This is a genomic window from Prochlorococcus sp. MIT 1304 (genome assembly GCF_047305015.1).
Classification (GTDB): Bacteria; Cyanobacteriota; Cyanobacteriia; order PCC-6307; family Cyanobiaceae; genus Prochlorococcus_A; species Prochlorococcus_A marinus_E.
The window spans coordinates 326,972-350,708 of the sequence record NZ_CP138974.1 but is presented as its reverse complement, the minus strand read 5'-3'; the positions used below and the strand labels follow the sequence as shown (position 1 = coordinate 350,708).

The window sequence follows — 23,737 nt, the reverse complement described above, 5'->3', positions numbered from 1 at the left end:
TCTTATTATAAATAACTCAAAATCAAGGATGACTGAAACTTTAGTTGGTCAATTTCCAAAGCATATAGGAAGTACTGGTGGTTTATTAAACTCAGCAGAAACGGAAGAAAAATATGCAATTGTTTGGAAAAGTTCAAAGGAACAAGCATTTGAATTGCCTACCGGTGGAGCCGCTATTATGCATGAAGGCGATAATTTAATGTACTTTGCAAGAAAAGAACAATGTCTTGCATTAGGAACACAATTAAGAGCCTTCAAGCCAAGAATTGAAGATTTTAAAATCTACCGAATTTTCCCAGGTGGTGATATTGAATTTTTACACCCAAAGGATGGTGTTTTCCCTGAAAAAGTAAATGAAGGCAGAGAGAAAGTAGGACATAATCCTAGAAGAATAGGTGAGAATCCTAATCCTGCTGGTTTGAAATTTACAACTAAGAATACTTTTGATTAACTTCCTTAAAGTTGATATAAAAGAAGAAAATAATTATAATTTGGGCTGACATTATTAATATGATCAGCTCACAGAAAATTAGTTTTTTAAAGGCTTATAAAGAAGGTAAAAATTTTATACCTATAGTAGAAACTTGGCCAGCTGATTTGGAGACTCCATTATCAACTTGGTTAAAATTATCTTCAAAAGATTCCCATGGTGTTTTTCTTGAATCTGTTGAAGGTGGGGAGAATTTGGGCAGGTGGAGTATTGTTGCTACTAAACCTCTTTGGGAGGCAGTTTGTTATGGAGAAGAAATAGTTAAAACTTGGAATAATGGCAAAACTGAAACACATAAAGGTGATCCTTTTGATATTTTAAAAAGTTGGACAATGGAATATAAGTCAACCATGCTTGAAGAATTACCATCAATTGGACAGTTATATGGCTCTTGGGGTTATGAATTAATAAATCGAATAGAGCCAAGCGTTCCAATAAATGAAATGCCAGAAAACAATATCCCTCAAGGTTCCTGGATGTTTTTTGATCAATTAGTTGTTTTTGATCAAATAAAAAGATGTATTACTGCGGTGGTTTATGCAGATACAACTTCTTCTCAAGAGTCTTCAATTGAAGAGTTGTATCTAAACTCAATATCTAAAATTCAGGAAACTAGAAATTTAATGAGAGTTCCTCTAAAAGAAAATGAGTTTTTAGATTGGAATGAAAATGATAATTTAAATTTAGATTTAGAAAGTAATTGGGAGAAAAAAGATTTTGAGGATGCAGTTCTCTCTGCAAAAGAATACATAAGAAAGGGAGATATCTTCCAAATAGTTATAAGTCAAAGATTTCAAACTCAAGTCAATAATGATCCCTTTAACTTATATAGAAGTCTGAGGATGGTTAATCCATCTCCTTACATGTCATTTTTTGATTTCGGCTCATGGTATCTGATAGGTTCAAGTCCTGAAGTAATGGTTAAAGCAGAAAAAAATAAAAATAGTCAGATTGTTGCAAGCTTAAGACCAATAGCTGGCACGAGACCAAGAGGTATTGATAATCAACAAGACTTGGAATTAGAAAAGGAATTATTAAAGGATCCCAAAGAGATAGCTGAGCATGTAATGTTGATTGATCTTGGAAGAAATGATCTTGGAAGAGTTTGTGAAATTGGTACTGTCAAGGTAAAGGATTTAATGATTATTGAGAAATATTCACATGTTATGCATATAGTCAGTCAAGTTGAGGGAATCTTAAAAAATAATGCTGATGTATGGGATTTGCTCAAAGCATCCTTTCCTGCTGGGACTGTGACTGGCGCCCCAAAAATAAGAGCTATGCAATTGATTAAGCATTTTGAAAAAGATGCTAGAGGACCTTATGCTGGTGTATACGGATCTATTGATATTAATGGTGCATTAAATACAGCAATTACGATAAGAACCATGATAGTTAAACCCTCAAGAGATGGGAAATATGATGTGTCAGTGCAAGCAGGAGCTGGAATAGTTGCTGATTCTTTTCCTGAAAATGAATATCAAGAGACGATAAATAAAGCAAAGGGAATACTTAAAGCATTAGCCTGTTTGGATAAATAAATGAGTCAAAATAATCTTTATAAAGGTTTTGAGGTGGAACTTTTCACAGGTTCTTTAAATTCTCATATTGGTGTTTCGGCTGAAATTGAGAAAAAATTTCCTGATTTTGTAAAAGAGCCAGATAACAGAAACGTTGAATACATAACAACACCTGAAAAAGACTACGGTTCTTTATATGAGAAATTAATAACTCCAAGAAAAAAGCTAAGGAAGTGGCTAAATACAAAAAATTTAACAATCATTCCTTCGTCCACTCTTTGTTTTAATCACGATATTCAATTTCAAAGATCTGATATTGACAACGTTTATCATCAATTTATTCAAGATAATTATGGAATATCTATTGCAACTTCTAGTGTCCATATAAACATAGGAATAGATGATTTAGATAAACTTTTTACAGCTATAAGACTTATAAGATCTGAGGCTGCTTTATATCTATCATTAAGTGCTAGCTCACCTTTTTTAAATAATAAAATTACGAATAATCACTCTCAGAGATGGATCCAATTTCCTAAAACACCTAGTAGCGTTCCTTTTTTTTTAAATCATAATTCTTATATCGATTGGATAGAGGAAAATATATCTAATAAAAACATGCAAAATATTAGGCATTTTTGGTCTTCAATCAGACCAAATGGTCCCCAAAGACCTTTAATCCTTGACCGTTTGGAATTAAGAATTTGTGATTTTGTTTACGATATTAATCTGCTTCTAGGGATAACCGCCATGATAGAACTTAGGATCTTAAATCTTTTTGAAAATATAAATACCTTAGATCCTATGAAAGCTAGTACTTTTTCTATGGATGAGTTGTCAGAAATATGTGATCAAAATGAAATTAATGCTGCTAAAGATAGTCTTAATTCAGAATTAATTCATTGGCAAGACGGAAAAAGAGTTATTTGTAGAGAATGGATTCAAAACTTATTATCAGATTTATCATCCACAGCAGAAAATTATGGTATGAAACCTCTTTTAGATCCTATCTATAAAGTGCTTGAAGAAGGCAATCAATCTATGAAATGGATAAATCAATATGAAAAAGGTCTTTCTATTGAGCAGATAATGAAAATTTCTATGGAGGATATGATTAGGAGTGAGGCCATGAATGTTTGATTATTTAATTAAACATTTGATCTGAACATTTTCACTTGTGACATAATGATTATATGGAATCTTTTCGACAGATAAAAAATAATAATGTGGATCTGATAAGTAACAATGATCCACTTGATAAAAATCGTCTTCTAATTGAAGATCTCTGGGAATCTGTGCTCAGAGAAGAATGCCCAGATGATCAAGCAGAGAGATTGATACAGCTTAAAGAATTAAGTTATTCAAAACAAATTGATGGTAATAGTTCAAAAACTTTTAAAAATGAAATAGTTGATATTGTAAATTCTATGGATTTAGCAGAATCCATAGCTGCTGCAAGGGCGTTTTCATTATATTTTCAACTCGTAAATATTTTGGAACAAAGAGTTGAGGAAGATAGATATATTCAAAGCTTTACTAATAAGGATGTTCAAAAATCGCCAGACAATCTTGATCCTTTTGCCCCAGCATTGGCTAGGCAAAATGCTCCAGTAACTTTTAGAGAATTATTTTACAGGCTGAGAAAATTAAATGTACCACCAGGAAAATTAGAGGAGTTATTACAGGAAATGGATATTCGTTTAGTTTTTACTGCGCATCCGACCGAGATAGTAAGACATACGATTAGACATAAGCAAACCAGAGTAGCAAATTTGTTAAAAAAAATACAGATTGAGCAATTTCTGACAAAAGATGAAAAAATTTCTCTAAAAACCCAATTAAAAGAGGAAGTAAGGCTTTGGTGGAGAACAGATGAATTGCATCAATTTAAACCTTCAGTTTTAGATGAAGTTGATTATTCATTGCATTATTTTCAGCAAGTTTTATTTAATGCGATGCCTCAATTGAGAGGCAGGATTACTGAAGCACTTACCGAAAATTATCCAGATGTTCAGTTGCCCCCAGAATCTTTTTGTAACTTCGGTTCTTGGGTAGGCTCTGATAGGGACGGTAATCCATCAGTAACTCCTGATATAACATGGCGAACTGCATGTTACCAAAGGCAGTTGATGTTGGATAGATATATTGTTGCGACGTCTAATCTTAGAGATCAATTAAGTGTATCTATGCAATGGAGTCAAGTAAGTTCCTCCTTATTAGAATCACTCGAAACTGACAGGGTTAAGTTCCCTGAAATATATGAAGCTAGAGCTACAAGGTATAGATCAGAACCTTACAGATTAAAATTAAGTTATATTTTAGAGAAATTAAGGTTAACACAAGAAAGAAATAATTTATTAGCTGATAGTGGGTGGAAATTTGACTTTGAGGGGGAAATTGATAACAAAAATATAGATAAAGTTGAAAATTTATATTACAAGTCAGTAAACGAATTTACATATGATCTTGAGCTGATTAAAAATAGCTTAATTAGTACAGATTTAACTTGCGATTCTGTAAATAACTTACTTACTCAGGTTCATATTTTTGGATTTTCTTTAGCAAGTTTAGATATTCGTCAAGAGAGTACAAGGCATAGTGATGCTATTCAAGAGCTTACAAATTATCTTGATTTGTCTGTTCAATATGACCAAATGTCTGAGGAAGAGAAAATTAAATGGCTCATAGACGAATTAAATACAAAAAGGCCTTTAATTCCATCTGACGTTAACTGGACAAAAACTACAGAAGAAACCTTTTCAGTTTTTAAGATGGTTAAGAGACTACAGCAAGAATTTGGAAGTCGCATTTGTCATTCTTATGTAATTTCAATGAGTCATAGTGCATCTGATTTGCTTGAAGTTCTCTTACTTGCAAAAGAAATGGGACTTCTTGATCAAGATTCACAAAAGTCAAAATTATTAGTTGTTCCTCTTTTTGAAACTGTGGAAGATCTTCAAAGAGCACCAGAAGTAATGGAAAAGTTGTTTAAATTAGATTTCTATAAATCATTATTGCCAAAAGTAGGAGAATCTTTTAAACCTCTACAAGAATTAATGCTTGGATATTCTGATAGTAATAAAGATTCAGGATTTGTTTCTAGTAATTGGGAAATTCATAGAGCCCAAATAGCTCTTCAAAATCTCTCAAGTAGAAATAACATATTGCTAAGACTTTTTCATGGAAGAGGAGGGTCTGTTGGTAGAGGAGGCGGACCAGCATATCAGGCAATATTAGCTCAACCAAGCGGCACTTTAAAAGGACGAATAAAAATAACAGAACAAGGTGAAGTTTTAGCTTCCAAATATAGTCTTCCCGAACTGGCTTTATACAATCTTGAGACTGTAACTACAGCGGTAATTCAAAATAGTTTGGTAAATAGTAGACTTGACGCTACGCCAGAATGGAATCAATTAATGTCTAGGCTGGCAGAAACATCAAGATCTCATTACAGAAAATTAGTGCATGAGAATCCTGATTTGTTAAATTTCTTTCAAGAGGTCACTCCGATAGAAGAAATAAGTAAATTACAGATATCTAGTAGGCCTGCTAGAAGAAAAAAAGGTGCAAAAGATTTGTCAAGTTTAAGAGCTATTCCATGGGTATTTGGCTGGACACAAAGTAGATTTCTTTTGCCAAGTTGGTTTGGAGTAGGCACTGCTTTGTCAGCTGAATTAAATTCAGATCCACAACAAATTGAACTATTAAGAGTTCTGCATCAAAGATGGCCATTTTTTAGGATGCTTATATCTAAAGTGGAAATGACATTATCGAAGGTGGATCTGGAAGTTGCTAGATATTATGTTGATACTCTTGGCAGCAAAGAAAATAAAGACTCTTTTGATAATATTTTTGAAGTAATTTCTAAAGAATATAATCTTACAAAATCTTTAATACTTGAAATTACTGGTAAAAATAAGCTCCTAGAATCTGATAGAGACTTGAAATCATCAGTAAGCTTGAGAAATAAGACAATAATTCCATTAGGGTTTTTGCAGGTTTCACTTCTAAGAAGATTAAGAGACCAGACAAGACAACCTCCAATAAGCGAATTCCTTATAGATAAGGACGAATCCAGAAGAGCTTACAGCAGAAGTGAACTATTAAGGGGTGCACTTTTAACTATTAATGGGATAGCAGCTGGCATGAGAAATACAGGTTGATAATTGCAATATTTTTCTAAAAAAAAACTTGTTCTTCCAGAAGGTTATTTTGTTAATTCTTCTCAAATCCCCTTAGCTAAAGAAGTTAACAAACTTTTAGCCAATTGTGGTTGCGAGACATTTCCAATTAAGCCACTTTCTGAGGCTATTAAGAAAAGTAATTTCTTTTTTACCATACAGAGTGAATTAAAAAATAAATTATATGGCTTTGTAAGGGTTACGTCCGATAAGGGATTGAATGCTAACTTATGGAATTTAAGCGCATTGCCAGGGAAAAATCAGCAAATTTATTATTCAATATTGCTTCAAGTAACTCTTGAGAAAATAAATAGAGAAATGCCAGGATGTAGTATTTCTGTACAGGCTCCAGTATCTTCTTTTATAAGTTTAGAGGAAAATGGATTCATACTAGATCCCAATGGAATAAGAGTAATGGGATATAAACTTTAAAAATCATTTTACGAGCATGGAGGGATTCGAACCCCCGACTCTCAGAACCGGAATCTGATGCTCTATCCAACTGAGCTACATGCCCTTTAATTTTTCAATTTCTTTAAAGAAAATCTAAATATTTTAAACTTAGCTAATTTAATTAATGAATGCACAAAAAAAATTTTTTTAAATAAATTAAAAATTAAAAATTTTCGAAACCATAAAAGTTTTGAAATTGATCTAAAAGAACAAAGAGCAATTGTTCTTGGCTGCAATGGTGTTGGCAAGTCAAATTTACTTGAATCCATAGAATTTTTAAGTCAATTAAAATCTAATAGAGCACTAAGCGATAAAGATTTAATAGAGAACGACAGTGATCTGGCTGTAGTTATAGGACAGATAAATTTTAAAGACGATTTAAAGTTAAATTTATTCCGAAAAGGCCCTAAAAGAATTTATGTAAATGAATCAATCTTGAAAAAACAAAGTGAAATAAAGAACTATATCCGAAGTGTATGTTTCTGTTCTAATGATATAGATATCGTTAGAAGTGAGCCCAGTTATCGAAGAACGTGGATTGATAAAGTCGTATCTCAGCTTGAACCAGTATATTTAGACCTGATAAGTAGATTTAACAGGCTTTTAAAACAAAGAAGTCATTTTTGGCGTTCAGAAAGTTTCTTAAAAACCCAATCCACAGATATTGTTGAAAGCTTTGATATTCAAATGTCAATAATTAGTACAAGAATTTTTAGGCGTAGAAGAAGAGCTTTATTAAAAATAAAACCATATGTTGAATATTGGCATAATCATCTAAGCAAATCTCAAGAGCAAATAGACATAAATTATCTTTCGGGGATACAAAATATAAGTCCAGAAGAAGAAGAAGAAGAAGTTATTAGTAAAAAAATAGCAGATCAACTCTTAAATCAGCGTTCAATAGAAGCATTGACTGGTAAATGTAATTTTGGACCACATCGTGATGATATTGAGTTTCTAATCAATAATGTTTCAGTTAGAAAATATGGTTCCTCAGGACAGCAAAGGACTTTTATCTTGGCTTTAAAGATGGCTGAACTCGATTTATTGAATAAAACATTAAATATTCCTCCAATACTGATATTGGACGATGTCTTAGCTGAATTAGATTTAACTAGGCAAAATTTGTTATTAAATTCTGTTGGTAAAGATAGTCAATGTTTTATAAGTGCGACACATTTAGATAAATTCAATCAGTCTTTCATAGGCTCTTCACAAATGATTCATTTATAATTTTTAAAAGGCATTATTTTTAGCTAATCTTAATTTCATATAAATTTCTTAAATGGAAATCTACAAAAAAAGTCAAATTTTAAGTTCGTTAAGTAATGAGCAAAAATTAAGTCATCAAAGTAAACACCTTTTGTTGGAACTTTATAGATGCGATCGCGAAAAATTAAATGATGAATCCTTTTTACGATGTATTTTAAATAGAGCTGCTAAATTGGCAAATGCAACCATTTTGAATTTGATTAGTAATAAATTTGAGCCTCATGGGGTTACTGCAATTGCATTACTGGCAGAATCTCATATTTCAATACATACTTGGCCTGAATCTAATTATTCGGCAGTCGATATTTTTACATGTGGTAAAAATATGATGCCTGAACTGGCTAGTCAATATTTAATTGAATCTTTGATGGCTAAAGAACATTCTTTGCGTGTCATTGAGCGAAATCCACCTTCAGCAGTCTCTAAACAGATCAGAACAGTTGTTTGACAATATTTACCTATTTAATTTTCCGCTTACTAGTCCCTCAAGATCTAAACTTGTGCAATTAAATCCTAAATTAGAAAAATATTGAACTAACTCACTAAAATTATATTTGGTAAAAAAATGCTTTAATTCATCTTTGGGAATTTCTATTCTTGCAGTTAAGCCTTGGCATCTAACTCTAACCTCCGATAATCCACAGTCTTTAAGATATTCTTCTGCTTTTTCAACCATTTTTAGCCTTTCATTAGTTATTTCATGGCCATAAGGAAATCTTGATGATAAGCAAGGTTGAGCAGGTTTATCCCACCAAGGAAAACCCAATGCTCTTGATATATCCCTAATGTCTTGTTTTGAAACTTTAAATTTTGCAAGGGGAGAGATAACTCCTGCTTGTTTTGAGGCTTGCATACCTGGTCTGTAATCTTTAAGATCATCCAAATTGACTCCATCTAAAACAATCTTGTAATTAAGTTTTTTAGAGAGGTAGGTTGTATGTTTGTGAAGCTCTTTTTTGCATGCAAAGCACCTATCCTTAGGATTTTTACTATAACTTGATTGGTCCAATTCAGATGTTTTAATTTCTAAATGCTTTACTCCAATCCATTTTGCTTGCCTCCTTGCTTCTTCACGAAGAGTATTGGCTAACGCAGGAGAAACACCAGTTATAGCAATTGCTTTGCTGCCTAATTGCTCGAATGCTAATGATGCTACTAATGTACTGTCAACTCCTCCGGAATAAGCAATACAAACACTATCAAGATTCTTAATGTATCTTCTAATTGTATAAAGCTTTTCACTTTGTTCATCAGAGAGAATTTCTAGTTGATTGAACATGCTAATTACTTTAAAATTCAAATTACCTATGAATAGGTTGAATTTATTATTAAATCTTTAATAATATTCTTATCTATATCTTAGATTAAATTTACTAATTTTGTTCAATTGGCGAATACGAGTAGAAATAGAGGAATTGGCATTGTCACTGCAAGTGACAGTCAGGAAAGATCAAAAGGTCAATTACATATTTATGATGGAGAGGGTAAGGGAAAAAGTCAGGCTGCTTTGGGAGTAGTTCTCAGAACAATAGGATTAGGTATATGCGAAAAAAGACAGTCAAGAGTTTTACTTCTAAGATTTTTAAAAGGTCCTGAGAGGCCATACGACGAGGATTCGGCTATAGAGGCTTTGCAAAGAGGCTTTCCACACTTAATTGACCATGTTAGGACAGGAAGATCTGAATTTTTTACTGCTGACCAAGTCACAAAGTTTGATGTTGGTGAGGCTGAGAGAGGTTGGAATATCGCTAAAGGAGCAATTGCTAGTTCTCTTTATTCTGTTGTTGTACTAGATGAGTTGAATCCAGTTCTTGATTTAGGAATGCTTAATATCAATGAAGTAGTTGAGTCTCTTCAAAATCGTCCAGATGGATTAGAAATAATTATTACTGGAAGGGCAGCCCCTTCCGCTTTGGTAAGAATATCCCAACTCCATTCAGAAATGAGACCACGTTTGACAGGAAACTTATCAACACAAACCAGACAAAGTAGTTCTAGTGGTGGAATTGAGATTTATACAGGTGAAGGAAAGGGTAAATCCACAAGTGCACTTGGTAAGGCTCTTCAAGCTATCGGTAAAGGAATATCTCAAGATAAAAGTCATAGAGTTTTAATACTACAGTGGTTAAAAGGTGGGAATGGTTATACCGAAGATGCTGCCATAGAAGCTTTGAGAGAGAGTTACCCTCATTTAGTAGATCATTTGCGTTCAGGCAGAGATGCTATCGTCTGGAGAGGGCAGCAACAACCGATTGATTATGTTGAGGCTGAAAGAGCATGGGAAATTGCTAAAGCTGCTATTTTGTCTGGGTTGTATAAAACAATCATATTAGATGAATTGAATCCAACAGTTGATTTAGAGTTGCTACCTGTTGAATCGATACATCAAACACTCTTAAAAAAACCAGCAGACACAGAAGTTGTTATTACTGGGAGATGTAAAAATGAACCTTCATATTTTGATCTTGCTGATGTCTACTCTGAAATGGTTTGTCATAAGCATTATGCAAATGTTGGAGTTGATTTGAAAAGAGGTGTAGATTACTAAATATTCTTAAAATTATTAGTTGCACAATATTTTTCTTACCTTTTCAATGCCGCCTTCAATAGATCTTGACTGAATTTTGAATTTAGACAAGATTCTTGATGCTTCTTCAGAACGTTTCCCCGATTTACATATAGTGAAAACCTCTTTGCCTAAACTTTCTTTCTGAATAAATTTTAAGTCAGAATTTTGGTCCAAATGCCTTAAGGGAATTGATATAGATCCCTCTATTGCAGAAGTAGAAAATTCTTCATTTTCTCTAACATCAATTAAAAGAATTTTGTTGCGTTTTGCTTTATATAAATTATTAAAGTCATTAGCATTAATAGTATTAATTTCATTATTTTTTTCACAATATTCATCGCTATTATAGAAGTCCTCATTTTGAGACAGATTTTTAATTCGTTTATTTAACTGATCACTTTTAAGAGTTAATTTTTTTATATTCATCTTTAATAGATCAAAAATTAAAATTTTCCCATCCAAAGTTTCACCTTTTTTCAAAATGATTTTGATTATTTCATTAACCTGAAGAATTCCTATTAAACCTGTTGAAACGCCTACAACGCCGTATTCTGCACAACTAGGGGCAGCATTTTTTGAAGGTGATTCTGGAAGTAAGTCTCTTAAATTAGGACTATTTTTGTATAAATTGAAAACACTTACTTGTCCTTCGAAGCCTTGTACACTTCCAAATACAAGGGGTTTATTTAATATCAGACATGAATCATTTATCAAATATCTTGTACTAAAGTTATCCGAGCAATCACAAATAACATCAAACTTATTTATTAATTCAAGGGCATTTTTAGGATTAATTCTTTCTGGAAAGGTTAATATTTCACAATTAGGATTCAATTTTTTAATTCTTTCCTTGGCAGAATCAATTTTCAGATTGCCAATAGTTTTTGTTTCATGAATTATCTGTCTCTGGAGATTAGACTTTTCGACTTGATCGTTATCTACGATTCCAATCCTCCCAATTCCTGTTGCGGCAAGATAAAGCAAAACCGAAGACCCAAGTCCACCTGCTCCAATGCATAATACTGAGCTGTTTTTAAGATTTAGTTGACCCTCATAACCTATTTCTTTAAGGGTTAAATGTTTTTGATATCTTTCTTCTTCATCAGAGCTTAAGAAGTTAAATTTGATATCGTTGGACATATTTATACTTAAATTTTTGCAAGCTAAACTTTAAAAACATAATAATTAAAATAAAAATTTTAGTCTTTTAAATTTCTCGTATTAATGTGATTTATTAATGTTTTTGTTAGAGCTAGACGATAATGTGAAGTTTTTATAAATCAATTTTAAGTTTAAATATCTCCAGAAACTATTTATAACAACGTCTATAAAAAAATACAAAATGTTTCGGTTCGGAATTTTACACAACAAAAAGGTAGTCAACAGACGTTTTTTCCGATACTGTCTGGTTCATATATTAAGTTTACTGAATTCATGAGTGATAACACTCCAGAGTCAAATCAAGACTCCGGCTCCGATACAAGCTCAGAAACCAAAAGCTTTTCAGAGAAGTACTCTGATGTTATGGGAAAAGTCAATGAAACCCTTGGTAATGTTGATTGGACTCAAATGGGTAAGTATGGCAAGGCGGCAGGCATAATAGCTGTTGTCGTAATTGCTCAGATAATAATAAAAGTTGTCATTGACACGATAAACTTTTTCCCAATTCTCCCTGGTTTACTAGAATTATTAGGCGTCATTGTTGTTGGTCAGTGGAGCTGGCAAAATCTTCGTACCAGTGAAAATCGTGAAGCTGTTTTGGATAAGCTACAAAATCTTAAAAAGACATATTTAGGTTAGTTAAAGATTTACATATTTAGTATTGCTTTTACGTAATCTTTAACTTGCTTTAAATACCCTCCTCCAAACATATTGGCATGATTCAATATGTGGTAAAAATTATAAATAATAATTCTTTTTTCAAATCCGTTTTTTATAGGAAGAATTCTATGATATTCTTCATAAAATTCTTTTCTAAAACCTCCAAATAGCTTCGTCATAGCTAAATCTACCTCATTATCTGCCCACCAAGATGCAGGGTCAAAGATAACTCCCTTACCATTTTTTTCTGTTCCTACATTTCCTGACCATAAATCACCATGAACTAGAGAATTTATTGGTTTATGATTAAGTAATTCTGATTTAATTTTATCTTGAACTTTATTTATAGTTTCTTTATCTAAAATCGTCGATTCAAGAAGTAATAATTGAGGTATTATTCTTAAGTTTAAAAAACAATCTATCCAATTATCTTTCCAGCCTTTTTTCTGATCTGTTGTTCCGATAAAACCCTCAACTGGAGACCCAAACATTTTGGGATTAGATTCAGCTGATTTTAGGTGCATTTCACCCAAACCTTTTCCAAGCTTTTTTTGGTCAGAGTTATGCATATCTATCCATTCAATTAAGAGAATTTCTACATTTTTAATATTTTTATATGCAATAACTTCAGGAACAACTAAGTTTTCTTGATTAATAAACTTTCTCAAATTTTGAAGGCAATATTTTTCAAATTCAAGAAATTTTTTGTTTCTAATATTTTTTTTAAGGAATAACTTTCTGTTTGAGAATTCTATTTGCCAGGCACTATGAATGTCACCTCCATGTACTTGTTCAATACTTTTTGGATAGGTTTCACCTAATTCATCACAAATTTCGTTAACTTCAATGGGTGATAATTTTTGCATTTTCAATGAGAAATTCCGAAGTTATTGTTGTTGGCGCGGGTATAGCAGGATTAACTTCTGCTGCGATTTTATCAAAACAAGGTTTATCAGTTAATTTAATCGAATCTCATACTCAATCAGGAGGATGTGCAGGTACTTTCAAAAGAAAAAATTATATTTTTGATGTTGGTGCAACTCAAGTTGCGGGTTTAGAGAAAGGAGGAATACATTCGAGAATTTTTAATTTTTTAGATATTCCATCTCCTGAAGCGACAATTTTAGATCCTGCTTGCATAGTTGATTTAAATGATGGAGGTAAGCCCATACCTATTTGGTATGAAAAAAGTAAATGGATTGCTGAACAAGAAATGCAGTTTCCAGGGAGTGGTAAATTTTGGAAGCTTTGTGCTCTCATTCATCAAAGTAATTGGATATTTGCCAACAATAATCCTGTATTACCAGTAAGTAATTTTTGGGATTTTTCTCAACTTCTTAAAGCACTAGTACCGTCGAATCTCGTCACAGGTATCTTACTAAAATCAACTATTTTTGATTTGTTGCGAATATGTGGATTATCCAATAATGAGCGCTTGATAAAATTCTTAAATCTTCAATTAAAACTTTATTCTCAAGAGGACGTTCATAATACAGCCGCATTATATGGATCTACTGTTCTTCAAATGTGTCAACAGCCACATGGTCTGTGGCATCTTAAAAAATCTATGCAGTCTTTAAGTGAATCATTAGAAAGTTCATTGAGGAAAACTGAAGCTAATCTAATTTTTGGACAAAAAGTTAATTCTATAAATTTTGATGAGGAAAATATGTGTTGGAAAGTATCTGCTAATTCGAAAAAAAAATCTTTTATTTACCAAGCAAAAGATTTGATTTATACCGCGCCTCCACAATCTTTGCTCAATCATTTGAAAGATCCTTTAAAAAGAAAAAAGAAGTATCAAAATCGAATCAATAATTTGCCTGATCCAAGTGGAGCTGTAGTTTTTTATTCAGCATTAAAAAGAGAACATATTAAAAAAACTTTCTCCAATCATTATCAATTTGTGTCCAAAGAATTTACTTCGGTATTTGTATCTATTAGTGATGATGGTGATGGAAGAGCACCTAATGGTGAGGTTACTTTAATCGCGAGTATCTTTACCAAGACTAAAAATTGGTTTGATCTAGATAAACAAACTTATTTAAAAAAGAAAAATGATTTCATGAAAAAATTATCGCTTGAATTGGAAAGTCAATTTGATATTGATCCTGAAAATTGGCTACATAGGGAATTAGCAACTCCATTGGGATTTGAAAAATGGACAAATAGACCTAATGGAATAGTAGGTGGGCTTGGCCAGAATCCTGATATTTTTGGTTTATTTGGACTATCAAGTAGGACACCTTTTGAAGGTTTATGGCTATGTGGAGATTCGATTTATCCTGGAGAGGGCACTGCAGGTGTTAGTCAGTCTGCATTAATGGTTTCAAGGCAAATTTTAGCTTCTAGAGGTATAAAAAATTTTAGTTTATAAAATTTTTTCTGATTTCTTTTGCTTCAGCAAGTTTGCTAGAAAGTAACTCCCAATTTTTTTCTTTAATAAGAGACTCTAGTATATTGAGATTATTTTTAAAATTATTTATGGCATTTAAGACATTAATCTGATTATTAATAGCTAAATCTAAACCAAGTTGTTCATTACCGCCGCCAACTCTGGAAGTATCAGCAAACCCTGTAGCAGCCAGTTTCTGTTTGAGATCTAATAAAGATTGATTATTGTTTGTATGCGCAGTTTGAATTAAGGCAGAAGCTACAAATATAGGTAAATGAGAAATTAGAGATACTGCTTCATCATGCTCTTTTGGCGAAGCTTGGCAAATTTCACAATCCATTGAAGTTATTAGCTTGGAAATGGTTCTGACTGCATTTAAATCACTATTTTGTGTTGGGGTAATAATCCATTTTGAATTTTTGAAAAGACCTTCAAAACCTGAATCAACTCCTTTTCTTTCTGTTCCTGCCATTGGATGAGATCCAATAAATAGAGGATGTAAATTTTCCCATGTATTTACAATTGGTTCTTTAACAGAGCCTACATCAGTTAGTATTGTCTCCTGTGGTATTGATGCTACTAATCGTTGTGAAGGATTGATCAAATCTTTGATAGGCAATGCCAAAATTATTAGCTCACATTTTTTTAATAAGCTCAGATCACAGCTAACATAATTTGCAAGTTTTTTATCTTTAGCTTTTTTTTCATTAAATTCATTATTTGCTATTCCATAAATTGTATGGTTTAGACTTTGGAGTTTTAATCCTAAAGAACCGCCAATTAACCCTAATCCTACTATTCCAATTTTCATTGATTGATTAATTCAAGACCCTCTTATATTGATACCAATTTTTTGTATATTAGGTTCATAAATTTTTGTATGTATTTGAAATTAAATAAATTATAAATGCTTGAAATTTTAAGTCATCAATATTTGAAAATTTTTTTGAAAGATCAAAGTATTAGCTGGAAACATATATATTCTTTTGGGAGGATAATTTCCAAATGTATTGAAAATGATTCTACATATTTAATTAATTCAGAAATTTTCTCTAGCTATGATTGGTTACCTCCAATTTTGATTTCTCTATTTTTAAAGGAAGAGGATTCAACTTTTATTTTATCTAGAGAAAAAATTCAATTTATAAGCCAATTTCAGATTGATTCATTGAAAAATCTAGGCTTTAATTTTATTTTCAAAAATGATCAATTTATTTTTTCAAATTATTATGTCCGCTTGATAACAATTCAAGATTTACTTAATGATCCCAATTTTTATAATTTTACAAACCATAGAATAGTTTATTCTGGAATTGAGGATATAAAAGAGGATTTAAAAAATCACTTTAGGATTTCCTTACTTAAAAAGGATTGGACAAAAAACTTTAAAGAATTTGAATTAATCAATCAAGAATTTTTAAAAGTATATGATTCGTTGAAGAAAAAGTTTTTCTCGAGAAAGGTCTTAGGAAATAGTTATATCAATTTAGATGAAAATGAAATTAGTTTCTTTTCAAAATTTTTTTATGAAAATTCTTTTTTCTCAGATAAATTTTTTAGCGTTAATAAAGCATTATCTCAAGGCTGGGCATGCTGGGTAAAATTAAATGATATAAATTTAGATTGGAATTTGTATTTGCAGCCAATAGATGAACTTTCTCAAATTAAGAAACTTTTTTTGAATAATAAATTTGTTTTTTTATCAGCATTGCGAAAAGATAATTTTTTCCAAATGTATCTAAAAAAAATTAGTTTAGATATTGACTTAGTTATTAATTTTAAAAGTAATTTTGAAGAGAAAAAGATTAAATTATATATACCTCCTAAACAGTTGCTTCCTAATAATCCTCTTTTTACTAACTCAATCTTGGATACTTGCAAAAAGTTAATACTTTTTAGAAAGGGTTTGACTGTAGTTTTATCTGATGATATTGATTTAAAAACAAACCTTGCTACAGAATTAGCTTCTAAGTACGGGAAGAGGGTATTGCTAGAGACAATTCCCTCTGGTAAAAATGAAATTCTTTGCTCTAGTTTTGATTGGTGGATTATTAATTCTTTTTTAATTCAAATTCCAGAACAAATTATCATTCCTTTACTTCCGATTCCAAATATGTCAGAACCTATTAATGCAATTACGGTTTCTTATAAAAACAAGCTTTCTCAGGATTGGTTTAGAGACTTCTTTCTTCCTCAAGCAAGAATAAAACTTGAAAGAGCTGTTTCTCCTTTAAGAAGAAATTCAGGTAAGTTAATAATTTTAGATGGAAGGGTAAATAAAAGAAACTGGGGAAGATTACTTTTGCAAAACATTCAACCCTCAAAAAAAATTAACTATATGTTACCTTTCGATTAGGTTATGATTTTGTAAATAACTAATGAAATATGGGAGAAGCAAAAAGACGCAAAACACTTGGTTTACCTCCAAAAAAAAATAATACTAAAACTAAATTTGATGATTCTCCAAGATTATTTGAATGGCTACCTTTTACAATCAATCAAAGAGATAACCTAATTAAATTAAGTATTAAGGCCAGTTGGTTTGGGATCGGAGGGTTAGTAATCTTATGGATTGTCGTGAGATTTATAGGCCCTGCTGCTGGGTGGTGGACTTTAGCTGATTCTTTATAAATCTAAGCTACTGTTTTTATATCATTAACAGCGATTGTATTAGCTGGATTACTATTTAATGCTTTCATTGAATTAGAACTTACTTCAGTCCCTTCTGTTAATTTCTCCTTAACCATGGATTCTACTTTATTCCTAATTTCTAAGTTTTGATCAAGCCAAATAATTGTGTTATCTCTCCCTTGTCCAATATTTTCTCCTTCATAACTATACCAAGCACCTCTCCTTATTATGATATTAGTTTCTTCTGCTAAATCTAATAAACATCCTGTTGTACTAATACCTTTTCCGAAGAGAATATCAAACTCTGCAATTCTAAATGGTGGTGCAACTTTGTTTTTTGCTACTTTCACTTTTGCTCTTATACCATATTCTTCAGTACCTCTTTTAAGAGTTTGAATTCTTCTGATATCAAGTCTCACTGAGGCATAAAATTTTAATGCATTACCTCCTGTGGTTGTTTCTGGATTGCCGTACGTAACTCCAATTTTTAGGCGTAATTGATTCAGGAATATTACCGTACAACCAGATTTGCCAATATTCCCTGTTATTTTCCTCATTGCTTGACTCATTAGCCTTGCTTGGCTTCCAATTACGTGATCTCCCATTTCTCCTTCTATCTCGGCTCTTGGGGTTAGTGCAGCGACCGAGTCAACAACAACAAGATCTACTGCACTTGATCTTATAAGTTGGTCAACTATTTCTAGAGCCATTTCACCAGTATCTGGTTGTGAAACTAACAAATTTTCAACATCAACTCCTAGAGAGGCTGCATAAACTGGATCGAGTGCATGCTCAGCATCTACAAATGCAGCTACTCCTCCATTCTTTTGGACTTCCGCAATCGCGTGAAGTGTTAATGTAGTTTTTCCTGAACTTTCTGGTCCGTAAACTTCTACTACTCTTCCTTTTGGATATCCTCCTCCTAATGCTAAATCTAAGGTCAGCGCTCCAGTAGATATTGTTTCAACTTTCATTCTTGAGGCGTCACCAAGTCTCATTATTGATCCTCTTCCGAAATTTCTTTCTATTTGACCTAAGACAAGACTTAATGCCTTGTCTTTTTCTTTTGATTCAGTTGTTTTCTTTTCTTCAAGGCTCATTGTTTGATTTATCGGTTAAAGTTCTTGTAATTATTCTAAATTTGGAAATTTTTATTTAAACCAAACTTTATAAATAAAACTATAGTACATCTGTACTTTAGCTTATCATCTTTAAATTGCAACTAATTCCTCAAGCTTGTCTAACTTTAATAATTTGATTTCATTACTTAAATTGTATCTATCTGATTCTTTCAAATATCCCCAATCAGCTAGGAAGCATGGAATGTGAGAAGTTTCTGAATTTTTTTTAATTTCTATTAGAGTCTTTTTTCTATCTTCTATAAAGCCTAAAATTTCATAAGTTTTTGTAAGCTTTTTAGCTATTTTGATTTTAGTTCCGGATTCATAACCAAAAATATATTCTGGAAAAATATTTAATTGTTTAAGGATTTTTTCTGCAAATATCTTTCCTTTTGTTGTTATGACTCCTGTTTTTATTTCTTTTCTCCTTAATTTTTTCATGAAATTTATAATTTCAAAAAACGGATTATGTAAATTTACCCACGATTTAAAATCTTTATCAATTTGGTACTTGCGCGACTGATCTAACATTTTTTGTAAATCTTCGGCAATCCAGGAATTTTCATTTAATATCCTCTGGCAATTTTGATGATAATTATTAATGAAATCATCTTTATTATCATTTTTTAATTGATTTTCTGATTTTATAATTTCGTGAGCAATTAGAATCATTTCCCAACCATATTTAACCAAAGGCCGCATTTCTTTAAAAGAATTTGGTACTCTTTTATAAAGTTTTTGATCAACAGAGATGTAGGGTGAATTTAGATATCTTTCACAGGCCAGCAAGGAACTATGCCAATATTCTTGCATTCCATCAACTATTACTCCATCGAAATCAAATAGAAATATTTTTTGAGAAGACACCTATTAAATATTAGAACTGGGCCGCTAGGATTCGAACCTAGGAATGTCGAGACCAAAACCCGATGCCTTACCACTTGGCGACGGCCCATTGATTTTTTATTTTAATACATTAAAAGATTTTTTTCTATCCAAAAAATACAAAGTTTTTATAAACATGGCGCTAGTTTTGAAAAATAAAAATATTATTTGAATGAGCTCGATTTCCATGGCTCTAGAAATTTTTTAGCTTTTTTGATCGCTAAAGCCATTCTTTCAGGATATTCATAGAGTTTTTTGTTGTTTTTGTGAGCAAATTCAATAAGGGGCTGCATAATTTTTCTTGCAGCACTTCCAAATGCTATTCCGTCTGGAAGATTGTTTGAATTCAAAAATTCATGAGTTTTTTCATTTGTTCCTCCTGCCAATTGAATTAATCCAGGTGGAAGATCTGAACCTATTTTTTCAAACAACTCTACAGCATCTCTACTCGTTGAAGGAGCAAGATCTCCAGACATTGGCCTTCCATCTAGCTGCCAAATAAGGGGAATATCAAGTTTTTTAAGAATTTCATATCTTTCCCAAAGAGCTTTCAAAAGATCTTCGGGCTCTTGTGATTTTTTGAAAGATTGATTTAATCCACAACTGATAGATATCTTGTCTAATTTTTTTCTAGAACTTTTAATGATACTGACAACTTTTGCAAAAGAATCTAGGCGATTGATTTCTGTATGAATTTCTACTGCATTAGGTTTTATTTTCTGAAGTGTTGATCCTAAATCATCTTTTGACAAATTATATTCATATTCACTAATTAGATTTAGGGGACAGCTATTCAAACATCTTCCACATCCATAACATTTACTCTTTTTGATCCCAGAATTATCAATTGCAAAGGTGGGGCATACTTTTTCGCACGGTCTTGGACACTTAGGGGGACATTTCAATGGATCAAATTTTGCTTTACGAAAGTGGATATCATTTCCATCACTAATGCTTATCATTAATCCAGGGGAGTTTTTAAAGACTTTTTTTGCCCACTCGATTCCTTTTTTTGCTGCGTGTACTATAGATTCTTCTGCGGCAACATCTATGTAGTCGACACCTGCAGCAGTATAAATTGCACATAAATCTTCTATGGCAACAATATCTTCATTACTTGCACCACAAATTAATTTAATCCATTTATCTTTTTTATTCTTAGTTATAATCAAACGATTTAATTTTCAAATTCATCTAAAATATAATTACTTAACGACTTCCATTCAAGTTTTCTTGAACCCCCCATTTCAACAACTATCGTTAGTTTATTATCTTTAGTGCAAATCTCTATTAAGCTCTCTAATTCAGATTGAGAAAGTACTTGACCTTCTAATAACCAAAGTAATTTATTTTTATCATTTTCATTAAATAACTCAGAAGCTTGTGGGATAACTTGTTGAACTTCCCCGAGTGCTCCATTTCTTCCTACGCTTTGATGACCAAGGTGCGGTGGTCTAACTCCATGCAATTTGAGTAAGAAGACTTCTGGATCTCCAAGCCCTCTTGCTGAGGTTATAAAAGTTTTAAAGCCTTTGGCCCTCATTCTCCTCAAAAGACGAGTTTCATAACCACCTTCAAGAGGAGCAAAGATTGCAAGACATTTGTTAGTTTTTAAATCGTTATGAAATTTTTTCCCTGTGAGAAGTAATGGCATAAAAATTTCCTTTATTTGTATTTTATTTTATTTTATGGTACTTGATGATGTACAATTGTAACTCAGTGAATTTTTAAGCTCGCAAGCTAGCCGAGCCTCTGTAAGATTTCACATTTTTTAGCGTTTCGTTAAAAAACACAGGTGGGTTTATCCCCGGAGAAACTATCTAGATTTTCAGATAAGTCTCAACCTTATTAATTGTTTTTTTATTAACTTCACCTTAATAATTAAAGGTTTTAGATAATTTAAAAATCATTACGAGCTAGCCTAATTTAGTCTTATGTCTATAGGAATTTTAGGAAAGAAATTGGGCATGTCCCAACTTTTCGACGAAAAAGGTAATTCGGTGCCAGTTACTCTTATTGAGGCTGGTCCTTGCCGTATCACTCAATTGAAAACAACCGCTTTGGATGGTTATACTGCCGTTCAAATAGGTTATGGCTTGTCCAAAGATAAGCACATAAGTAAGCCTGAAAAGGGACATTTGTTGAAATCAGGTGAAGAACTTTTAAAGCATTTGAAAGAATATAGGGTTGAAGAAACTTCATCTTATGAAATCGGAAATCAAATAACTGTAAAAAACTTTGAGGTTGGTCAAAAAGTTGATATCAGTGGTAAATCTATGGGTAGAGGTTTTGCTGGTTACCAGAAAAGACATGGTTTTAGCAGAGGTCCAATGAGTCATGGTTCAAAAAATCATAGAGCACCTGGATCTACAGGTGCAGGAACAACTCCAGGCAGAATTTATCCTGGAAAAAGAATGGCAGGAAGATATGGAGGAAAACAAATTACTACTAAAGGTTTGTTAGTTCTAAAAATTGATGATCAGAAAAATTTGCTTGTAGTAAAGGGTTCTGTCCCAGGTAAACCAGGCTCAATAATAAATATTAAGCCAAATAATATTGTAGGCAAAAAAGGAGGTGAAAAATCATGACAACACTTGAAACTCTTAAGTGGGATGGTAAAAAATCTGGCAAAGTTTCTCTTGATTTAGCAGTTGCTAAAAAAACTTCTTCTGCAGACCTAATACATAGAGCAGTCCTTAGGCAGCTAGCAAATAAAAGACAGGGGACAGCATCAACTTTGACAAGATCTGAAGTGCGCGGGGGCGGTAGAAAGCCATACAAACAAAAAGGTACAGGAAGAGCTCGTCAAGGTTCAATAAGGACACCCTTGAGACCAGGTGGCGGAATTATTTTTGGACCTAAGCCACGTTCTTACAATCTTGATATGAATCGTAAGGAGCGTAGATTAGCTCTTAGAACAGCACTTATGTCTAGAGTATCTGATATTAAGGCTGTTGAAGATTTTGGATCTACTCTAAAGCAGCCTAAAACAAGTGACATCATCAATGGCCTTGCTCGATTAGGTATACAAAAAACTGAAAAAGTTTTGGTTATTCTTGATAGTCCGTCCGATATTATAAAAAAATCCATTAATAATATTGAGAAAGTAAAATTAATCGCCGCTGATCAATTAAATGTATTTGATATTCTCAACGCAAATAAATTGGTAATAGGTCAATCAGCGATAGATAAAATTCAGGAGGTTTATGCATCATGAGTAAATTATTCAATTCTCGTTTAGCAGATGTAATACGAAAGCCAGTTATTACTGAGAAAGCTACAAATGCACTAGATTTTAACCAATATACTTTTGAAGTTGATCATAGAGCGGCAAAACCACAAATAAAGGCAGCTATTGAAGCCTTGTTCAGTGTTAAAGTCATAGGAGTAAACACTATGAATCCTCCTAGGAGAACAAGAAGAGTCGGAAAATTTTCCGGTAAACGTTCTCAGGTCAAAAAGGCAATTGTACGTCTTGCCGAAGGAGACAAAATCCAACTATTTCCAGAATCTTAAGGAGTTTTAATCATGGCAATCCGTAAATTTAAACCTTATACACCTGGTACTAGGCAGAGAGTGGTTACTGACTTTAGTGAAATAACAAGTTCAAAACCTGAAAGATCACTAATAGTTTCAAAACATAGGGTTAAAGGTAGGAATAATCGTGGAGTTATTACTTGTCGTCATCGTGGAGGTGGTCACAAAAGGCAATATAGATTAGTCGACTTTAGAAGAGATAAAAGAAACATTAACGCTAAAGTTGCAGCTATACATTACGATCCTCATAGAAATGCAAGATTAGCACTATTATTCTACGAAGATGGCGAAAAAAGATATATTATCGCTCCAGCAGGCGTAAAAGTCGGACAAAATGTCATATCTGGAGAAAGTGTTCCAATTGAAGATGGAAATGCAATGCCACTTTCTGTTATGCCATTAGGATCAAGTGTTCATTGTGTTGAGTTATATGCGGGTAGAGGTGCTCAGATGGTTAGATCCGCAGGAGCTAGTGCTCAAGTTATGGCAAAAGAGGGAGATTATGTTGCGTTAAAACTCCCATCTACCGAGGTAAGACTTGTAAGAAAGGAATGCTATGCAACTCTTGGAGAAGTTGGTAATTCTGAAATAAGAAATACTAGCTTAGGTAAAGCAGGAAGAAGAAGATGGCTTGGTAGAAGGCCCCAAGTAAGAGGTAGTGTAATGAACCCATGTGATCATCCACATGGAGGAGGAGAGGGAAAAGCACCAATTGGTAGAGCAGGCCCAGTTACTCCCTGGGGCAAACCAGCTCTTGGATTAAAGACACGTAAAAAGAACAAACCAAGTAATAAATTAGTAGTTCGAAGACGTCGTCGCATTTCTAAGAGGAGTAGAGGAGGAAGAGACTCTTGATTACTTC

At 32.5% G+C, this 23,737-nt stretch carries 24 protein-coding genes and 2 tRNA genes; 16 read left to right on the top strand and 10 right to left on the bottom strand.

Annotated features, from left to right (window positions below):
* Nucleotides 1–28: 28 nt before the first annotated feature.
* Genes SIB45_RS02025 through SIB45_RS02005 form a run of 5 tightly spaced genes read left to right on the top strand, consistent with a single transcriptional unit; the run spans nt 29 to nt 6,623 of the window.
* Nucleotides 29–451 (top strand): photosystem I reaction center subunit II PsaD, encoded by a 423-nt coding sequence (locus tag SIB45_RS02025; RefSeq protein WP_011863680.1) that lies wholly within the window; start codon nt 29–31, stop codon nt 449–451.
* A gap of 59 nt (nt 452–510) precedes the next feature.
* On the top strand, nt 511–2,031 hold the full coding sequence (locus SIB45_RS02020) for an anthranilate synthase component I family protein (RefSeq protein WP_011863679.1): 1,521 nt from the start codon (nt 511–513) through the stop codon (nt 2,029–2,031).
* Entirely contained in the window at nt 2,032–3,150 is a 1,119-nt protein-coding gene (gshA, locus tag SIB45_RS02015) for a glutamate--cysteine ligase (RefSeq protein WP_011863678.1), read from the top strand.
* Between the two features lie 53 nt (nt 3,151–3,203).
* On the top strand, nt 3,204–6,173 hold the full coding sequence (gene ppc / locus SIB45_RS02010) for a phosphoenolpyruvate carboxylase (protein WP_011863677.1): 2,970 nt from the start codon (nt 3,204–3,206) through the stop codon (nt 6,171–6,173).
* Between the two features lie 3 nt (nt 6,174–6,176).
* Nucleotides 6,177–6,623 carry a hypothetical protein gene (locus tag SIB45_RS02005; protein WP_011863676.1) on the top strand — a complete coding sequence of 149 codons (447 nt, stop codon included), beginning with the start codon at nt 6,177–6,179 and terminating at the stop codon, nt 6,621–6,623.
* 11 nt (nt 6,624–6,634) lie between these two features.
* On the opposite strand, the gene SIB45_RS02000 is transcribed toward SIB45_RS02005, so the two are convergent.
* A tRNA-Arg gene (locus SIB45_RS02000) sits at nt 6,635–6,708 on the bottom strand.
* 131 nt (nt 6,709–6,839) lie between these two features.
* Between SIB45_RS02000 and recF the strand changes: the two genes are divergently transcribed.
* Both recF and speD read left to right on the top strand, forming a co-directional pair.
* Complete coding sequence (recF, locus tag SIB45_RS01995; RefSeq protein ID WP_041484727.1) at nt 6,840–7,877, top strand: DNA replication/repair protein RecF; 1,038 nt, start codon at nt 6,840–6,842, stop codon at nt 7,875–7,877.
* Nucleotides 7,878–7,929: 52 nt separating this feature from the next.
* Entirely contained in the window at nt 7,930–8,364 is a 435-nt protein-coding gene (speD, locus tag SIB45_RS01990) for an adenosylmethionine decarboxylase (protein ID WP_011863674.1), read from the top strand.
* Nucleotides 8,365–8,370: 6 nt separating this feature from the next.
* On the opposite strand, the gene larE is transcribed toward speD, so the two are convergent.
* Entirely contained in the window at nt 8,371–9,195 is an 825-nt protein-coding gene (gene larE / locus SIB45_RS01985; RefSeq protein ID WP_011863673.1) for an ATP-dependent sacrificial sulfur transferase LarE, read from the bottom strand.
* Between the two features lie 108 nt (nt 9,196–9,303).
* On the opposite strand from larE, the gene SIB45_RS01980 reads away from it, so the two are divergent.
* Nucleotides 9,304–10,464 (top strand): cob(I)yrinic acid a,c-diamide adenosyltransferase, encoded by a 1,161-nt coding sequence (locus SIB45_RS01980; protein WP_011863672.1) that lies wholly within the window; start codon nt 9,304–9,306, stop codon nt 10,462–10,464.
* A 15-nt stretch (nt 10,465–10,479) separates the two neighbouring features.
* Here the strand turns inward: SIB45_RS01980 and moeB are convergent, their stop codons facing one another.
* The gene (gene moeB, locus SIB45_RS01975) at nt 10,480–11,625 is read right to left on the bottom strand and encodes a molybdopterin-synthase adenylyltransferase MoeB (protein ID WP_011863671.1); all 1,146 of its coding nucleotides are present in this window, start codon (nt 11,623–11,625) and stop codon (nt 10,480–10,482) included.
* 294 nt (nt 11,626–11,919) lie between these two features.
* Between moeB and SIB45_RS01970 the strand changes: the two genes are divergently transcribed.
* Nucleotides 11,920–12,285, top strand: a complete 366-nt coding sequence (locus tag SIB45_RS01970) for a CAAD domain-containing protein (protein WP_011863670.1) — start codon at nt 11,920–11,922, stop codon at nt 12,283–12,285.
* Between the two features lie 8 nt (nt 12,286–12,293).
* Here the strand turns inward: SIB45_RS01970 and SIB45_RS01965 are convergent, their stop codons facing one another.
* Nucleotides 12,294–13,172 (bottom strand): fructosamine kinase family protein, encoded by an 879-nt coding sequence (locus SIB45_RS01965; RefSeq protein WP_011863669.1) that lies wholly within the window; start codon nt 13,170–13,172, stop codon nt 12,294–12,296.
* Between the two features lie 5 nt (nt 13,173–13,177).
* Between SIB45_RS01965 and crtD the strand changes: the two genes are divergently transcribed.
* Nucleotides 13,178–14,683 (top strand): C-3',4' desaturase CrtD, encoded by a 1,506-nt coding sequence (crtD, locus tag SIB45_RS01960; protein WP_011863668.1) that lies wholly within the window; start codon nt 13,178–13,180, stop codon nt 14,681–14,683.
* On the opposite strand, the gene SIB45_RS01955 is transcribed toward crtD, so the two are convergent.
* The gene (locus SIB45_RS01955; protein WP_011863667.1) at nt 14,673–15,512 is read right to left on the bottom strand and encodes a prephenate/arogenate dehydrogenase; all 840 of its coding nucleotides are present in this window, start codon (nt 15,510–15,512) and stop codon (nt 14,673–14,675) included. The genes crtD and SIB45_RS01955 overlap by 11 nt on opposite strands.
* Nucleotides 15,513–15,608: 96 nt before the next feature.
* On the opposite strand from SIB45_RS01955, the gene SIB45_RS01950 reads away from it, so the two are divergent.
* Both SIB45_RS01950 and SIB45_RS01945 read left to right on the top strand, forming a co-directional pair.
* Nucleotides 15,609–17,057, top strand: a complete 1,449-nt coding sequence (locus tag SIB45_RS01950) for a DNA helicase (protein ID WP_011863666.1) — start codon at nt 15,609–15,611, stop codon at nt 17,055–17,057.
* Nucleotides 17,058–17,086: 29 nt separating this feature from the next.
* The gene (locus SIB45_RS01945; protein WP_011863665.1) at nt 17,087–17,332 is read left to right on the top strand and encodes a DUF2839 domain-containing protein; all 246 of its coding nucleotides are present in this window, start codon (nt 17,087–17,089) and stop codon (nt 17,330–17,332) included.
* A 2-nt stretch (nt 17,333–17,334) separates the two neighbouring features.
* Here the strand turns inward: SIB45_RS01945 and recA are convergent, their stop codons facing one another.
* The 5 genes from recA to ndhN all read right to left on the bottom strand — a co-directional run bounded on the left by recA (nt 17,335) and on the right by ndhN (nt 20,992).
* On the bottom strand, nt 17,335–18,432 hold the full coding sequence (gene recA, locus SIB45_RS01940; protein ID WP_011863664.1) for a recombinase RecA: 1,098 nt from the start codon (nt 18,430–18,432) through the stop codon (nt 17,335–17,337).
* A 111-nt stretch (nt 18,433–18,543) separates the two neighbouring features.
* Nucleotides 18,544–19,320 carry an HAD family hydrolase gene (locus SIB45_RS01935; protein WP_011863663.1) on the bottom strand — a complete coding sequence of 259 codons (777 nt, stop codon included), beginning with the start codon at nt 19,318–19,320 and terminating at the stop codon, nt 18,544–18,546.
* A 16-nt stretch (nt 19,321–19,336) separates the two neighbouring features.
* Nucleotides 19,337–19,408: transfer RNA gene (locus tag SIB45_RS01930), tRNA-Gln, on the bottom strand.
* A 94-nt stretch (nt 19,409–19,502) separates the two neighbouring features.
* Complete coding sequence (locus tag SIB45_RS01925) at nt 19,503–20,510, bottom strand: LdpA C-terminal domain-containing domain (RefSeq protein WP_011863662.1); 1,008 nt, start codon at nt 20,508–20,510, stop codon at nt 19,503–19,505.
* 5 nt (nt 20,511–20,515) lie between these two features.
* On the bottom strand, nt 20,516–20,992 hold the full coding sequence (gene ndhN, locus SIB45_RS01920; RefSeq protein WP_011863661.1) for an NAD(P)H-quinone oxidoreductase subunit N: 477 nt from the start codon (nt 20,990–20,992) through the stop codon (nt 20,516–20,518).
* A 280-nt stretch (nt 20,993–21,272) separates the two neighbouring features.
* Between ndhN and rplC the strand changes: the two genes are divergently transcribed.
* Genes rplC through rplB form a run of 4 tightly spaced genes read left to right on the top strand, consistent with a single transcriptional unit; the run spans nt 21,273 to nt 23,730 of the window.
* Nucleotides 21,273–21,926, top strand: coding sequence for a 50S ribosomal protein L3 (gene rplC / locus SIB45_RS01915; protein WP_011863660.1), 654 nt, complete (start codon nt 21,273–21,275; stop codon nt 21,924–21,926).
* Nucleotides 21,923–22,555 carry a 50S ribosomal protein L4 gene (gene rplD / locus SIB45_RS01910; RefSeq protein ID WP_011863659.1) on the top strand — a complete coding sequence of 211 codons (633 nt, stop codon included), beginning with the start codon at nt 21,923–21,925 and terminating at the stop codon, nt 22,553–22,555. The genes rplC and rplD overlap by 4 nt, the downstream gene beginning before the upstream one ends.
* The gene (locus SIB45_RS01905) at nt 22,552–22,854 is read left to right on the top strand and encodes a 50S ribosomal protein L23 (RefSeq protein ID WP_011863658.1); all 303 of its coding nucleotides are present in this window, start codon (nt 22,552–22,554) and stop codon (nt 22,852–22,854) included. The genes rplD and SIB45_RS01905 overlap by 4 nt, the downstream gene beginning before the upstream one ends.
* 12 nt (nt 22,855–22,866) lie before the next feature.
* Nucleotides 22,867–23,730 carry a 50S ribosomal protein L2 gene (gene rplB, locus SIB45_RS01900; protein ID WP_011863657.1) on the top strand — a complete coding sequence of 288 codons (864 nt, stop codon included), beginning with the start codon at nt 22,867–22,869 and terminating at the stop codon, nt 23,728–23,730.
* The last annotated feature ends 7 nt before the right edge of the window (nt 23,731–23,737 follow it).